This window comes from Bacillus sp. HMA207 (assembly GCF_003402455.1).
Classification (GTDB): Bacteria; Bacillota; Bacilli; order Bacillales; family Bacillaceae_G; genus Bacillus_A; species Bacillus_A cereus.
Genome location: NZ_BEZT01000003.1, coordinates 79,640 through 94,495 on the forward strand (window position 1 = coordinate 79,640; position 14,856 = coordinate 94,495).

The following is a 14,856-nucleotide window of genomic DNA, read 5'->3' on the forward strand; positions in this document are numbered from 1 at the left end:
CGGCAATGGCTCTAGTGGCAATGGTTCTGGCGGCAATGGCTCTGGTGGCAATGGTTCTGGCGGTAACGGTTCTAGTGGTAACGGTTCTGGCGGCAATGGCTCTCAAGGCGGCAATCGTGTTAAAGGTGATAGCAGTTCTCAAGGGGGTAATGGCTCTCAAGGTGGCAATCGTGTTAAAGGCGATAGCAATTCTCAGGAGGGCAACGGTTCTCAAGGGGGTAATGTAAAAGATAATACGAAAAAACAAGGTGATAAATTACCTAATACTGCAACGCATTACCCTATATCTATTTTAATGGGGCTTTCAACATTCCTAATTGGTATGTTACTGTTTATTCGTCGTAAAAACGTAAAATAAGAACAACATCCTTCCATCTAAAAAGTACATGAAATACTGTATAAAACTAAAAAGGACTTTGGATTACATTTTATTATGCAGCCCAAAGTCCTTTTATCACCTATCAGAAAAAGTATTAATACGCTTTTCCCCAATACACCATTTGTTTAGCTTCTTTACCACAACAAATACATTCTTCAGCTAAATACTCTTGCTCAAAAGGCATACAACGTGAAGATACGCCAACTTCTTCTTTTAGTTTTTCTTCACAAGCTAATTCCCCGCACCACATTGCCTTAATAAAGCCTTGCTTTTCATCAGCTATTTTTTTCATCTCTTCGAAATTTGTCGCAACATACGTATTCTCATCGCGAAATGCTTTTGCTTTATTAAATAAAGCAATATGAATTTCTTCAAGTAATGCTGGAATACGTTCTTCTAATTGATCCATTGGTACAAACTCTTTTTCCTTCGTATCTCTTCTTACAAGTACAACTTGATTCTTTTCAATATCTTTAGGGCCAACTTCTAATCGAATTGGAATCCCCTTCATTTCATACTCATTAAATTTCCAGCCTGGTGTTTTATTACTAGCATCTATTTTTACTCGTGCAACCTTTTGAATATGTGCTTGTAACTCTGTTGCTTTTGCTAAAACTCCTTCTTTATGCTGAGCAATTGGTACAATAACAACTTGCACTGGAGCGACTTTTGGTGGCATTACAAGTCCATTATTATCACTATGAACCATTATTAGCCCGCCTATCATTCTTGTTGATACACCCCAAGATGTTTGGTGCACATATTGCCACTTACCGTTACGATCTAAAAACTTAATATCAAATGCTTCTGAGAAATTCGTCCCAAAGTTATGAGAGGTTCCTGTTTGAAGTGCTTTTCCATCATGCATTAAACTTTCAATTGTATAAGTTGCCTTTGCTCCAGCAAACTTCTCTTTTTCTGTTTTTTGTCCTTTAATAACTGGTATTGCTAAATAATCCTCACAGAAAGAAGCATATAAGTTTAAAATATTTAATGTTTCAGCCTGCGATTCTTCTGCCGTTTCATGGATTGTATGACCCTCTTGCCATAAAAATTCAGTCGTACGAAGGAATGGTCTAGTTGTCTTCTCCCAACGAACTACTGAACACCACTGATTATATAACTTTGGCAAATCATTATAGGATTGCACAATTTTTGAAAAGTGCTCACAGAATAAAGTTTCAGATGTAGGACGTACACAAAGTCTTTCCGCTAACTTTTCATCCCCGCCATGTGTAACCCATGCTACTTCAGGAGCAAATCCTTCAACATGATCCTTCTCTTTTTGCAATAAACTCTCTGGGATAAACATTGGCATATATACATTTTCATGGCCAGTTTCTTTTAACTTCTCATCCATCACCTTCTGCATATTCTCCCATAAGGCATAACCATACGGACGTAAAATCATGCACCCTTTTACACTTGAATAATCAACAAGTTCGGCTTTTTTTACAATATCGGTATACCACTGCGCAAAGTCCTCTTCCATCTTCGTAATGGCTTGCACTTGTTCTTTTGCCATAGTCAGTCTTCCTCCTTCTAGAAAATACAAAAAAGCCCGCGTCCCTAAATAGGGACCGAGCTTTGCCGGCGTTACCACCCTGATTCATGCACAAAAATTGCGCATGCTCTCTTTTTGATAACGGGAAATTCCCGCTGCATATGCAGAACTCAAAGGCAGGTTCCATATTGCCTTTTTAAGAATCTTTCAGCCTGGCGGATTCTCTCTCTGCTAAAAAGGTTGAATATGTACTAGTCCTTTTTCATCGTTATAACGAAATAAATTTGTTGATTATCATAATATAAATTTCAACCTAAAACAAGAGTGAATTTTCTTATTTTTATATTCTTTTCATTTTTTACAGTTTTATACGTAGCTTTTTCGCGTAATTTTTACAAGTTGATGTGCAATCATACCAATAAGTGTACCTAGTAGAACGAAGAAACCAATAAATCCATATCCCATTCCTTCCCACCCACCAATAACCATCATGGTAACAGGAAATGATGCTAAGCAAAGAAGTATTACAATCAGTGCAAATATAATATCAAACTGTTTGTCTGGAAAACGTTTCTTTAGTAAATATGAAATAGCAAATACAAGGAGAATTGTGATGCCACCAATGATGTAAAATATACCGAATCCATCTAACCAGTCCATACTATTCCCTCCGTCCATAGATTCCCTTATACTTATTATATGTTTAATTTTTCTGAAAATAAACAATAAATTTTATTCAGAAACATATTTTTATTACTAGGTATTAATAGTAATATATAAGAATAGGTTTTATATAATTAGGAGGATTACTTTATGGATAAAGCATTAACGAATCGTGTCATTATTTTATCATTCGACTGTTTATCAGCTTTAGATTTTCCTATACTACAAAAACTACCTCATTTCCAATCTCTAATAAAAAAGGGCACGGTTGTCGAAAAAGTAGAACCAATTTATCCTTCTGTAACATATCCAAGCCACTCAACAATCGTAACCGGTAATTACCCTAACAAGCACGGTGTTGTTAGTAATACGTTACTTCAACCAGGACGTGAATCACCTGATTGGCATTGGTACCGAAAATCGATAAAAGGAACAACATTGTATGATGAAGCGCGTAAAGCAAATTTAACGACAGCTGCCCTTCTATGGCCTGTTACTGGGAGAGCAAACATTGATTACAATTTACCAGAAATTTTCCCCAATAGACCGTGGCAAAATCAAGTGTTAGTTTCCTTATTTAGCGGTAGCCCACTATACCAATTAGATTTAAATCGTCGTTTCGGCCATATAAGAAATGGTTTATCACAACCAGAGCTGGATGATTTCGTCCTCGCCTCTGCTGTGCATACAATCCAGACGAAAAAGCCTAATATCATGTTCGTACATTTCACCGATCTAGACACACAAAGACACTATCACGGCTTTGAATCTAACGAAACAATAGCTGCTATCCAGAGACACGACGAACGTCTAGGGAAAATTATTCAAGCACTAAAAGAAAGTGACTTATACGAAGAAAGTACAATTATTGCCCTTGGTGATCATAGCGCTTTAAGTGAAAACAAATCCATACAATTAAATGTGCTATTCCATCAAAGAGGACTTATATCTCTTAATAAAAAAAGAAAATTAGTAGACTGGAAAGCCTATTGCCAAAGTTGCGACGGCTCTGCCTATGTATATGTAAAGGACAAAAATGATACGGATACAATTCGGGAGGTACAACTACTCCTTGAAGAACTACTTCAAAATAAACAAAACGGAATTGAATTTATACTTCATGATGAAGCTGCGAAAGACTGCGGTGCAGACGGTAATTGTTTATTCATGTTAGAAGCACAAGAGGGGTATTATTTCACTGAAAACTATACAGGAGATTTTATAAAAGAAATTACTGCAAAAGATGTTACGCCTAGTAAAAAATATACATTTGGTACGCATGGATACTCTCCAACAAAACCTAACTATGAAACAATTTTTATAGCTGCTGGGAAAGGGATAAAAAGCGGCATTACCATACCGTATATGAGACTTATTGATGAGGGCCCAACTATCGCTAGACTACTCGGTTTACACTTAGGTGAAACAGACGGATCAATTGTAGAGGATTTACTCCAATTGTAAAGAACTGTGTATATATGTAAAAGTTATGTAAAATTCATCCCTGTTTCTCTTTTTATAATTTTTATTTTTGTACACTGTTAGTAAAACAAATTTGAGGGGGAACATTATATGAAAAAAATGTCCAGACAAGAAAAAAGCTGGATATTATACGATTGGGCGAACTCCGTATATTCGCTCGTCATTACAACTGCATTATTTCCAATTTACTTTAAAGCAGCTGCAAAAGAAGCTGGACTATCTGGGGCAACTTCAACAGCATATTGGGGGTATGCAAACTCATTCGCAACACTTTTAATTTCTATACTTGCTCCTATTCTTGGCACAGTTGCTGATTATAAAGGATTTAAAAAACGTTTTTTCACATTCTTCTTTGGACTCGGTATCGTATTTACAAGTATGTTAGCAGTCGTTCCAACCTCTCAGTGGTACTTATTGCTAGGGTGCTATATGCTCGCCTTAATCGGCTTTGCTGGAGCAAACATTTTCTATGATGCATTTTTAGTAGACGTCACTTCTGAAGATAGAATGGACCGAATTTCTACAAGAGGATTTGCATTAGGTTATATCGGGAGTACAATTCCTTTTATCGGTTGTATCGCTCTTATTATTCTTTCCCAAAAAGGAACTATTCCCTTATCGGTCGGCATTGCTAGTCAAATTTCCTTTGCAATAACAGCTCTTTGGTGGGGATTATTTACAATTCCAATGCTAAAAAACGTAGAGCAAACACACTATATTGAGCGTCATCCAAGACCTATTAGAATGAGCTTCAAACGTCTTGCTGATACTTTTAAAAATATTAAAGAATATAAAACTGTATTTATGTTTCTAATCGCTTACTTTTTCTATATTGACGGAGTCGACACAATTATTACTATGTCTACCGCTTACGGAACCGATCTCGGTATTAGTGCAACGAATCTATTAATCATATTATTTGTAACACAAATTGTCGCTTGTCCATTTGCTTTACTATACGGAAAATTATCTGAAACATTTACTGGTAAAAAAATGTTATATGTCGGTATCATTATTTATATCATTATTTGCACATATGCTTATTTCTTAAAAACGACACTTGATTTTTGGATTTTAGCAATGTTAGTTGCTACATCTCAAGGTGGTATTCAAGCACTAAGTCGTTCATACTTTGCAAAACTAGTACCAAAAGAATCTGCTAATGAATTCTTCGGATTTTATAATATATTTGGGAAGTTTGCCGCAATTATGGGTCCGGTATTAGTCGGTGTTACAACGCAATTAACAGGAAAAACAAACGCTGGTGTTCTTAGTATTATTGTTCTGTTTATTATCGGAGGATTCTTACTAACTAGAGTTCCAGAAAATAATACATCCGTTACACCACCTAGTCCAAAGACTAAAACGCTCTAAGAAAAGATCCTCTTCTCATAAGAAGAGGATCTTTTTTATTTTTAAAGGTGCGCCTTATAATGAACGACTCTACTGCTTGTACAAAAATAATTTATCAACAGTTGTTCCTAATACTTCAGCTAAACGGAACGCTAACGCTAAACTTGGATCATATTTATTATTCTCAATTGCATTTATCGTTTGTCTAGAAACCTTACATTTATCAGCTAATGCGCCTTGTGAAATATTATTTTCAGTGCGTAATTCATAGATTTGATTTTTCACACCATTGCTCCTAACCTGTAAAATCGTTTTTACAACATCAGTATATAATTGGCTCATATAGTTGTCAAAAGTTCCTCAAAGAAAAAGGGAGCAATATTGCTCCCTTACAATAGTTATTTCGAAGCTAACGAATTTGTTAGTGCCTCTTTATTAGCAACATCTTCTTTTTTTATTTGCATACGTAGAACTGGCCCTATCGCTAATAAAATAAGTGCCATTGCTATACAAAACACAGTAACTAGTGAAGTTAGTTCCTTTAATCCTCCAGCTAGTGAAGTTCCAATTAGCATTGCCCCCATAAACAGTGGTAAAATCGTCCCATTTACTCTTCCAACCATATTTTCTGGTACAAGTTGAATCATAAGCGTACCGACAACAATATTAACACAAGCTAAACAAATACCTGTTCCAAACCTCATGAAACTAGTAATCCAAAATGATGTAGATAGCCCTTCTACTAAAAATGACATTGCTAATATGCCCATACCGAATACAAACATTTTTTTCGGATTCACTTTTGAAGCGAAAATTGCAGCAACAATACCACCAATTAACATACCTATTCCATCAGCTGCAGCTAAATATTGAACTGCTTCCTTTTCCATTCCAAGGCGTTCTATTACAAGAAACACCTCTAATGGAGTTGTTAATCCAACAGCTAAGCCTATAATGGTGAAAGTGATCGTAATCATACGTAAATTTTTCGTATGAAGAACATACTTCCAACCTTCTTTTATATCATTTTTTAATGAATCTCTCGCCACTTGCTCTTTTTCAACCCATTTTGGTAAAAATGAAAGGGCGATAGCAGATAACAAAAATAAAATGATTAAGCTATATAGTGACGTAAATAAACCAAGTTGTGTATACACAAGCGATCCTACCACTGGTCCAAAAATCAGAAATAATGACTGTAATGTTTGGTTAAATGCAATTGCATTTGCTACCTCTTCTTCTTTTACATAGCGCTTAAATATGCGCGAAGATGAGGGCTGAGAAAACTGGCCTACAATCGCGGAAATGAGTGTTGCAAAAAATATAGCCTGCCAATAATCCAGCTTTAACAACAGGACAATTCCTATAATAGACAGTACACTTAATACATCTCCAGCGACCATTGTTCTTTTCGGATTCCAGCGATCAGCTAGCGCACCACCGATAAACGAGAAAATAAAAATAGGTGCATATTCCATAACTGATAACAAAGAAACAGAAACCGGATCATTATTCGTTCGCTCCATTATGAAATATAAAAGAGCCATATTTCTGATCCAAATTGCAAATTGTTGTAAAATATCAGATGCCATAACGAGCATAAATGCTCGGTTTTTAAATAAAGCGTTCATTTTCATCCCCCTTTTACAAACCGACCGTTCGGTCTATTTTATTTTGTAAGAAAAGCAACTGACCTATTATTCAGCTGCCATTCCTTTTAACAATACATCTATTGCCTTTTTATAAATACGCTTCAACTCTTTATAATCTAGCTCGTAGTAAAGTACTCCAAGCCCTGATAATAATCCATTCACAATATACATAAGATCACGAGTATTATCTTCACGGAACTCTCCAGACTGTATACCTGCTTCAATTAATTTCTCAAACATAACATATGATTCTCTAGTTAAAGCTAATAGTTCCTCCAAAATCTCTTTACTTACAACTTGACTCATAGAGAATTCCTCTATTGCATTTGAAATTGGTTGCTGTATGTCCTCTACATGATATTCCGCGAGACCATATAGTTTTTCAGTACTAGTGCTATACAACTTCTCTTTTTCATTCCATTTTTCAACCCAATCATACGTATGCTGTTTCACTACAAATAAAAATAATTCTTCTTTACTTTTAAAGTGATAATAAATGCTTCCTTTACTTCGCTCTGTAATTTCACAAATCTCTTCCATAGATGTAGCTGCGTAGCCTTTCTGTGAAAATAGACTTTTTGCTTTATATGCAATTTCTTTCTTTATCTCTTCTGCGCTTCTTCTCATATTCACACCTCTTTAAACCGACCGTTCAGTTTAATAATAACAAATCAAAAACCTCTATCGCAAGAGGCTATATTCCTTATTTAAGAAAACGTACTTTCAAACCAAGTTCGAATCATATGTATGGTTCCAAACTTAAATGCTAATTTAACAAAAAACACGCCTCCCGCAGCTAATAAAAATAACACTATTTTCCCCTTATTTTTCACTTTCGGTTCCCTTTTCATTTCCATTCCCCTTAGTATGTTAAAAATATTAATCAAACGTTTGTTTAACTGTGTTTATGCATATGTAAGCCAACTAATCAAACGTTTGTTTAAAAAGAAATACGCCTATATAAGGCGCATTTTCATCAATCACCACCGCCACCGCAGCTTCCCCCGCTATCTCCCCCAAAAGACCCTCCACAATCATGTGAACCGCCATCATGCGAGCTATCATTATCCGATCCAGCAAAGAAAAATAATGGTGATGAGCTGTTAGATGAATTATGTATGTTATTTTGTTTCGCCAAGTTCACCTTCTTTTTGTTCGATCGAACTGCTGTTACGATTATTCCAACTACAACAAATAATAGTATGACAATAATAAATCCCATATAAAAGCCTCCCCTATTCCTCGAATAATTGAATGATTCTCTCTAGATTTTCAAGTGAAATGAAGCGTGATTCACGAAGAATTTCTTTTCCATTATGAAATAATAAAATTGTTGGCCCTGTAAATACTCCATATCGCCCCGCAATCTCTTGCATGTCTTGTAGTAATATCTCTATTTTCTCTACGTAATCATAATTCTCTAATACGCAATTTACTTTTCTTAGCATAACATCACAAACACCACAATTTTCCGTTTTAATAAACAGAAGTACCAATTGTTGTTCTTCGATATAGTTCGCTAATTCTTCTATCGTTTTAAATGTAGTCATCTTATCCCTCTTAGCGTAATTTACGAAATACTTTGTCTTGATACATACGAAAAGCTGAACTATCTTTAATCTTTCTCTTTTCCATTACCTGCTGAAAACGAAGCGTTTTTGCTGTTAACTCTTCTCGTAATTTCTTTCTCTCTTCTTCATCATAACAGCAAGCAATTAGATCCTCTATTTTTAATATATCTTTTTGTAGTTCCATTTCTGGTGGAATCATTCCCGCATTTTTTAAAATTTTATAACTCATTCTAAGTTCTGGAGGTACCATTGAAAGATCTTCTAATTGTAGTGGTTTTCCTTTTCCCGGAAGATAATCAAGATCACCATTCCGTATTGCTTGTCGAATTTTTTCTTCAGCAATGTTCAAAAACACATCCACACTATTCCCTCCTTTACATATTTTTACTATTATTTTACATGATATTTCCTTATCTTTCTACGTCTTTAATAATTGGCTCCATACAATTTTTTCTCAAATTTATTTATAATGAGCTTTTTCCTCCCATACCGATTTTTCGTTTTCATATATAGTTTGTATTTAAGCCTTTTTGTATTGAGAAAGTCTTTTTCAACTTAATAAAGCGTTTACACTAAATCTTACATTTGTTACGATTTAATCACCCCCAGCTCCCTTGTATAGACTTCGTGATGTCTGATCATTTTATCTAGACGTTTCACACGTCTAGATTCATTTTGATTTATTGGCGTATGCCTTTAAATATATCTTTTATTTTGAAAGGAGAAATGGCTATGAGGTCTCAAAAATTCACACTGCTATTACTATCCCTACTACTTTTCTTACCTCTTTTTCTCACAAATTTTATTACTCCAAATCTCGCATTAGCAGATTCACCAAAGCAAAGTCAAAAAATTGTTGGGTACTTTCCTTCGTGGGGCGTTTACGGACGTAATTATCAAGTTGCTGACATTGATGCATCAAAACTTACTCACCTTAACTATGCTTTCGCGGATATTTGTTGGAATGGAAAACATGGAAACCCTTCTACTCATCCTGATAATCCAAATAAACAAACGTGGAACTGTAAAGAATCTGGTGTACCATTGCAAAATAAAGAGGTTCCTAATGGTACTCTCGTACTCGGGGAACCATGGGCTGATGTTACCAAATCGTATCCTGGCTCTGGGACAAATTGGGAAGATTGCGATAAATATGCCCGTTGCGGAAATTTCGGTGAACTAAAACGATTAAAAGCTAAATATCCTCACTTAAAAACAATTATTTCCGTTGGTGGCTGGACTTGGTCTAACCGCTTTTCTGATATGGCCGCTGATGAAAAAACAAGAAAAGTATTTGCTGAATCTACAGTAGCTTTTCTTCGCGCATATGGGTTTGATGGCGTAGATTTAGACTGGGAATATCCGGGCGTTGAAACGATTCCTGGTGGTAGTTATCGTCCTGAAGATAAACAAAATTTCACTCTCCTTCTTCAAGATGTCCGAAATGCTTTGAATAAAGCAGGTGCTGAAGATGGCAAACAATATTTACTAACAATCGCTTCAGGCGCAAGCCAACGCTACGCTGATCATACAGAGCTAAAGAAAATTTCTCAAATACTCGATTGGATTAATATTATGACATATGATTTCCACGGCGGATGGGAAGCTACTTCTAATCATAATGCAGCTCTATATAAGGATCCAAATGACCCAGCAGCAAATACGAATTTTTACGTAGATGGTGCTATAAATGTTTATACAAATGAAGGTGTTCCAGTCGATAAACTAGTATTAGGCGTACCCTTTTACGGACGTGGCTGGAAAAGTTGTGGCAAAGAAAATAACGGACAATATCAACCTTGCAAACCAGGTAGTGATGGGAAACTTGCTTCTAAAGGTACTTGGGATGATTATTCTACCGGTGATACAGGTGTGTATGATTACGGTGATTTAGCAGCCAATTACGTTAATAAAAATGGTTTTGTACGCTACTGGAATGACACAGCTAAAGTACCTTATTTATATAATGCAACTACAGGTACATTTATTAGCTACGATGACAATGAATCTATGAAATACAAAACAGACTATATAAAGACGAAAGGTTTAAGTGGAGCAATGTTTTGGGAACTAAGCGGAGATTGCCGTACAAGTCCAAAATATAGTTGCAGTGGTCCAAAATTACTTGATACGCTAGTAAAAGAATTACTTGGTGGACCTATTAGTCAAAAAGATACTGAGCCACCAACGAATGTTAAAAACGTTGTATTTACGAATAAAAATTCAAACTCAGTTCAATTAAACTGGACTGCATCTACTGATAACGTAGGAGTTACGGAATATGAAATTACTGTTGGAGAAGAGAAATGGAGTACAACAACAAATAGCATTACAATTAAAAACTTAAAACCTAATACGGAATACACATTTTCAATAATTGCCAAAGATGCTGCTGGAAATAAATCACAACCTACCGCTCTTACTGTCAAAACGGATGAAGCTAATACGACACCTCCTGATGGAAATGGTACTGCTACATTTTCAGTCACTTCGAATTGGGGCAGCGGTTATAACTTCTCGATTATAATCAAAAATAATGGAACGACTCCTATTAAAAATTGGAAATTAGAATTTGATTATAGCGGTAATTTAACACAAGTTTGGGATTCTAAAATTAGTAGTAAAACAAATAATCATTATGTAATTACGAACGCAGGATGGAATGGTGAAATTCCTCCTGGTGGATCTATTACAATTGGCGGTGCAGGAACAGGTAATCCTGCCGAACTTTTAAATACCGTCATTAGCGAAAACTAGACGTAATATCCATTAATTAATTCACTAAAGTTTGAATTTAGGTTTGAGCAATACCTCCTAAATTCAAACTTTTAATTTTACGAAAAATCAAAAATATCATAATAACCTATTATAATTATATTTAATTTCTAATATGAAGTTTATATGAAGTTCATTTGAATTTTACATGAATTTCCTTTAATTTCTATTGTCTTCCTATAATATCCATATTATCCTTTACATAAAGGAATTATTTTCATTCCATTTTGAACTATCTATATATATAAAGAAAGATAGTCACCTGTTAGGGAAAGGCTTTCGTATTATAAATATAACAAAAGAAAAAGCACGCTTATAAGCGCACCATAAGAGTGCTTCTTCATACAATTCTCATGTAAGAGTTCTCGAAAATCATGTTAATCACAAAGAAAAGGCATTCGCTCCTAAAAGCGAATGCCTTTTCTTTATTCATATTGTTCAGTATTCCAATCTTCTATATTCCATACTTTTGTTATCCACGATTCATAGAAAGAAGGTTCATGTGAGACAATTAAAACCGTTCCTTTGTATTGTTGTAACGCTTCCTGTAAAGCCATCTTAGTTTCTACATCCAAATGATTAGTCGGTTCGTCTAAAATTAAAACATCAGCTTTTTCTATTTTTTCATATAAGGAGCTAACACACTTAAAATCTCTTCTTTATCCTTTTTTAATTCGAGTGATGTTAACATATCCATCGTTCTCGGCCTAGGTAATTTCACTTGTACCTCGCCAACTATTGACGCTGGTCTTTGAGATAAAATAAATACGCGATCTGAAAGCAAGATTGCCTCATCTAAGTCATGTGTCACCATAACGATTGTTTGCTTTTCTTGATGCCAAGAGTTTAAAAGCCAGCTATGTACTTCCATTTTTGTAAATGCATCTAATTTACCAAAAGGCTCATCAAGCAGCATAATTGGCTTTTCACATAAATATGTGCGCAGAAAACTAATTCTTTGACGCATACCACCAGATAATTCATCTGGATAATGGTCTGCATATTCATCTAGTTCGAACTGCTTTAATGCTTCCATTCCTTCTGTCAGCCTTTGTTTTTTCGGCTTTCCTTCAATTTCTAACGGAAGAACGATATTTTGCAAAGCTGATCGCCACGGTAGTAATAAATCTTGTTGTGGCATATAACTAACAACATCTTGCTCTTGTACTTGCTTATCGTTATACGTTACGTTCCCGCTTGTTGGTTTTTCAACATTTGCAATCATGTTTAATAATGTGCTTTTCCCGCAACCACTCGGTCCTACAAAGGAAACAAACTCTCCCTCTTGTATAGAGGCACTAATATTCTCTAATACATTCTTTCCGTCGAAAGATTTCACTATATTTTTTATTTTTAATCCGCTCATTTTTCACTTGGAAGGAATTCATTTGTAAAAGCATCTTTTACATCGATTTTCTTTTTAATAACTTTGTTGTCATATAAGAAATTCATGTAATTCGTCCAAATTTCTTCCTTCTGTACTCCCCATGCTTTAGCATCATCTTGATACTTCGTACTTAACCATTTTTGGCTTTCTTGAACTAAATCTTTATTTACATCTGGAACAGCTTTAATTAAAATATCAGCAGCTTCTTTCGGTTCCTTAATTGCAAAATTATAACCTTCTGTCGTTGCACTCATAAACTTTTTCACAAAGTCTTTATCTTGCTTCGTATGTTTTTCACTCGTAATAATAACAGGACTATAGAAATCAAGCGCTGGATCTAAGTCCTTCACCATAATCGTATTTAACTCTTTTCCTTGGCGCTTCGCTTCAATACCATCCCAACCGTAATAAATCCATTCGAAATCTGCATCACGACCGATTGATTTAAAGAAATCTGTTTGTCCTAAGATGATTTTTTCAACTTTATTAAAATCAGCTTGATGTTTATCCATAATCGTCTTTAATGTCGCTTCTTCTGCTGGTCCTCCCCAGCCGCCGTAACGTTTACCTTCAAAATCTTTCGGTGACGTCATATTATCTTTCTTAAGCGATGCAAACGCCGAAGTGTTATGCTGAATAATCGCTCCTACAGATACAACAGGAATTCCTTCCACACGAGCTAACGTTACATTTTCTTGTGCGCTTATTGCGAAGTCTGCTTTTCCTGATGCTATCATTTGCTCTGCTGTTACATTGTCACCTGGTTGAATAATTTCTACATCTAATCCTTGCTTTTTGTAATAATCTTTCGTTTGCGCTACATACAAGCCAGTATGATTCGTATTTGGAAACCAATCTAATACTACTTTTACTTTTTGGTCTTTACTTGCACTTTCTTCTTTCTTCGCCGGATTACATCCAGCCACACCTACCGCTACTAAGGCAGCTAACATAACTTTCAAACCTTTTTTCATTTTCTGCCGTCCTTTCTATATATCCATGGTGCTGTTATTCTTGCCATAAACTCTACGATAAAATACAGGCATAATGTCACCATAACGATGATTGCTGCAACACCAAATACTCGGGCAGTCAAAAAGGATTTTGTAGCCCTCGTAAGCATAACGCCTAATCCTTCACTTGCACCGAGCCATTCTCCGATAATTGCCCCCATTACGCTATATGTAACTGCAATTTTTAAACCTGAGAAAAAGTATGGAAGCACTGCTGGAAATTTTACTTTCTGGTAAACTTGCCATTTTGTCGCCTTCATTGTTTGTAACAGTTTCAGCATGTTTTTATCTACTGTTTGAAAACCTTCTAAAATACTAAGCGCAATTGGGAAGAAACAAACAAGTATTACGACCATTACTTTCGGCAACATCCCATATCCAAACCAAATAATAAATAGCGGTGCAAGTACAACAATTGGAATTGTTTGCGAAATAACGAGCAATGGATTTATTAAAATACGAAATAACGGTATAACGTCCATAATAATTGCGATGCTCGTCCCCAATAAAATTGCAAAGAATAGTCCAATTATAACTTCCTGCAGTGTTTGCATCGTATTTGGTAATAGTAAATCTTTCATCCCAATTAATTCTTGAACAATGGCAGAAGGCTTTGGTAAAATCCACGGTTCGATTTTAAATAATGAAACAGATCCTTCCCATATCGCAATGAGAAGGATAAGCCAAATAGTTGTAATAAGTTTAGATTGCTTCTGGTTTTGCATATTCATCACGGTACTTCCAAACCTTTTCATCTATCGTTACACCAGTGCTTGGACGATAATGGATTTTAATAGAAGTAATCACTTCTTCTGCTCCAGCATCGACGCAAGCTTGTTGCGCACGTTTAACGACATCAAGAAGTACATCTAATTCTCCTTCCAAAGTTGTTTCCATTGCCCCTACTTCATAACGAACTCCCGATTGTTGCACAACTTCAATTGCTTTATCGACAACAGAATATACATCTTTCGTTTTTGCTTGTGGTACTACTGAAAATGACATTGTAACTTGTTGTGACATAATAAAATCCCCCTTATAAAATTAAATTTCAAAAATAAGAAAAGGCTTTCCTAC

The 14,856-nt window shown here is 35.4% G+C and carries 17 protein-coding genes, 1 pseudogene and 1 other annotated feature; of the genes and pseudogenes, 4 read left to right on the forward strand and 14 right to left on the reverse strand.

Annotation, left to right across the window (positions count from 1 at the left end; all coding sequences use genetic code 11):
- A partial coding sequence (locus HMAS_RS23960) for an LPXTG cell wall anchor domain-containing protein (RefSeq protein ID WP_116345065.1) occupies window positions 1-358 on the forward strand: 358 nt, incomplete at its 5' end.
- A 115-nt stretch (window positions 359-473) separates the two neighbouring features.
- Here HMAS_RS23960 and proS read toward each other — a convergent pair.
- Window positions 474-1,904, reverse strand: coding sequence for a proline--tRNA ligase (proS, locus tag HMAS_RS23965; RefSeq protein ID WP_001040978.1), 1,431 nt, complete (start codon window positions 1,902-1,904; stop codon window positions 474-476).
- A gap of 47 nt (window positions 1,905-1,951) precedes the next feature.
- Window positions 1,952-2,158 (reverse strand) — a binding site (T-box leader).
- A 91-nt stretch (window positions 2,159-2,249) separates the two neighbouring features.
- Window positions 2,250-2,543, reverse strand: a complete 294-nt coding sequence (locus HMAS_RS23970) for a YesK-like family protein (RefSeq protein WP_043924604.1) — start codon at window positions 2,541-2,543, stop codon at window positions 2,250-2,252.
- A gap of 153 nt (window positions 2,544-2,696) precedes the next feature.
- Here HMAS_RS23970 and HMAS_RS23975 point away from each other — a divergent pair, with 153 nt between their 5' ends.
- Together HMAS_RS23975 and HMAS_RS23980 are read left to right on the forward strand one after the other, a co-directional pair.
- The gene (locus tag HMAS_RS23975) at window positions 2,697-4,010 is read left to right on the forward strand and encodes an ectonucleotide pyrophosphatase/phosphodiesterase (protein ID WP_044307349.1); all 1,314 of its coding nucleotides are present in this window, start codon (window positions 2,697-2,699) and stop codon (window positions 4,008-4,010) included.
- Between the two features lie 108 nt (window positions 4,011-4,118).
- Window positions 4,119-5,402, forward strand: a complete 1,284-nt coding sequence (locus HMAS_RS23980) for an MFS transporter (RefSeq protein ID WP_000738812.1) — start codon at window positions 4,119-4,121, stop codon at window positions 5,400-5,402.
- Window positions 5,403-5,471: 69 nt separating this feature from the next.
- Here HMAS_RS23980 and HMAS_RS23985 read toward each other — a convergent pair whose 3' ends face one another.
- The 7 genes from HMAS_RS23985 to HMAS_RS24015 form a co-directional block, all read right to left on the reverse strand.
- Entirely contained in the window at window positions 5,472-5,723 is a 252-nt protein-coding gene (locus HMAS_RS23985) for a helix-turn-helix transcriptional regulator (RefSeq protein ID WP_002023181.1), read from the reverse strand.
- A gap of 56 nt (window positions 5,724-5,779) precedes the next feature.
- The gene (locus HMAS_RS23990; protein WP_044307350.1) at window positions 5,780-7,012 is read right to left on the reverse strand and encodes an MFS transporter; all 1,233 of its coding nucleotides are present in this window, start codon (window positions 7,010-7,012) and stop codon (window positions 5,780-5,782) included.
- Window positions 7,013-7,078: 66 nt separating this feature from the next.
- On the reverse strand, window positions 7,079-7,660 hold the full coding sequence (locus HMAS_RS23995) for a TetR/AcrR family transcriptional regulator (RefSeq protein ID WP_001254452.1): 582 nt from the start codon (window positions 7,658-7,660) through the stop codon (window positions 7,079-7,081).
- An 80-nt stretch (window positions 7,661-7,740) separates the two neighbouring features.
- The gene (locus HMAS_RS24000; protein ID WP_000817973.1) at window positions 7,741-7,884 is read right to left on the reverse strand and encodes a hypothetical protein; all 144 of its coding nucleotides are present in this window, start codon (window positions 7,882-7,884) and stop codon (window positions 7,741-7,743) included.
- A gap of 125 nt (window positions 7,885-8,009) precedes the next feature.
- A complete protein-coding gene (locus HMAS_RS24005; RefSeq protein WP_000505774.1) occupies window positions 8,010-8,255 on the reverse strand; it encodes a hypothetical protein in 246 nt (81 codons plus the stop codon).
- A 13-nt stretch (window positions 8,256-8,268) separates the two neighbouring features.
- Window positions 8,269-8,583 carry a thioredoxin family protein gene (locus tag HMAS_RS24010; protein WP_000206514.1) on the reverse strand — a complete coding sequence of 105 codons (315 nt, stop codon included), beginning with the start codon at window positions 8,581-8,583 and terminating at the stop codon, window positions 8,269-8,271.
- A gap of 10 nt (window positions 8,584-8,593) precedes the next feature.
- On the reverse strand, window positions 8,594-8,965 hold the full coding sequence (locus HMAS_RS24015; RefSeq protein ID WP_000382375.1) for a DUF1992 domain-containing protein: 372 nt from the start codon (window positions 8,963-8,965) through the stop codon (window positions 8,594-8,596).
- Between the two features lie 371 nt (window positions 8,966-9,336).
- Here HMAS_RS24015 and HMAS_RS24025 point away from each other — a divergent pair, with 371 nt between their 5' ends.
- Window positions 9,337-11,361, forward strand: a complete 2,025-nt coding sequence (locus HMAS_RS24025; protein WP_044307352.1) for a glycosyl hydrolase family 18 protein — start codon at window positions 9,337-9,339, stop codon at window positions 11,359-11,361.
- A gap of 443 nt (window positions 11,362-11,804) precedes the next feature.
- On the opposite strand, the pseudogene HMAS_RS24030 reads toward HMAS_RS24025, so the two are convergent.
- From HMAS_RS24030 to HMAS_RS24050, 5 genes and pseudogenes are all read right to left on the reverse strand, one after another.
- Window positions 11,805-11,999 (reverse strand): annotated as a pseudogene (locus tag HMAS_RS24030) (ABC transporter ATP-binding protein); the annotation flags it as partial.
- Window positions 11,996-12,745, reverse strand: a complete 750-nt coding sequence (locus tag HMAS_RS24035) for an ABC transporter ATP-binding protein (RefSeq protein ID WP_000015772.1) — start codon at window positions 12,743-12,745, stop codon at window positions 11,996-11,998. The gene HMAS_RS24035 and the pseudogene HMAS_RS24030, both read right to left, overlap by 4 nt.
- Window positions 12,742-13,740 carry an ABC transporter substrate-binding protein gene (locus tag HMAS_RS24040; RefSeq protein ID WP_000715573.1) on the reverse strand — a complete coding sequence of 333 codons (999 nt, stop codon included), beginning with the start codon at window positions 13,738-13,740 and terminating at the stop codon, window positions 12,742-12,744. Before HMAS_RS24040 ends, HMAS_RS24035 begins: the two co-directional genes overlap by 4 nt.
- Window positions 13,737-14,510 carry an ABC transporter permease gene (locus tag HMAS_RS24045; protein WP_001057166.1) on the reverse strand — a complete coding sequence of 258 codons (774 nt, stop codon included), beginning with the start codon at window positions 14,508-14,510 and terminating at the stop codon, window positions 13,737-13,739. The genes HMAS_RS24040 and HMAS_RS24045 overlap by 4 nt, the downstream gene beginning before the upstream one ends.
- On the reverse strand, window positions 14,482-14,802 hold the full coding sequence (locus tag HMAS_RS24050) for an MTH1187 family thiamine-binding protein (RefSeq protein WP_000082906.1): 321 nt from the start codon (window positions 14,800-14,802) through the stop codon (window positions 14,482-14,484). The genes HMAS_RS24045 and HMAS_RS24050 overlap by 29 nt, the downstream gene beginning before the upstream one ends.
- Between the last annotated feature and the right edge of the window lie 54 nt (window positions 14,803-14,856).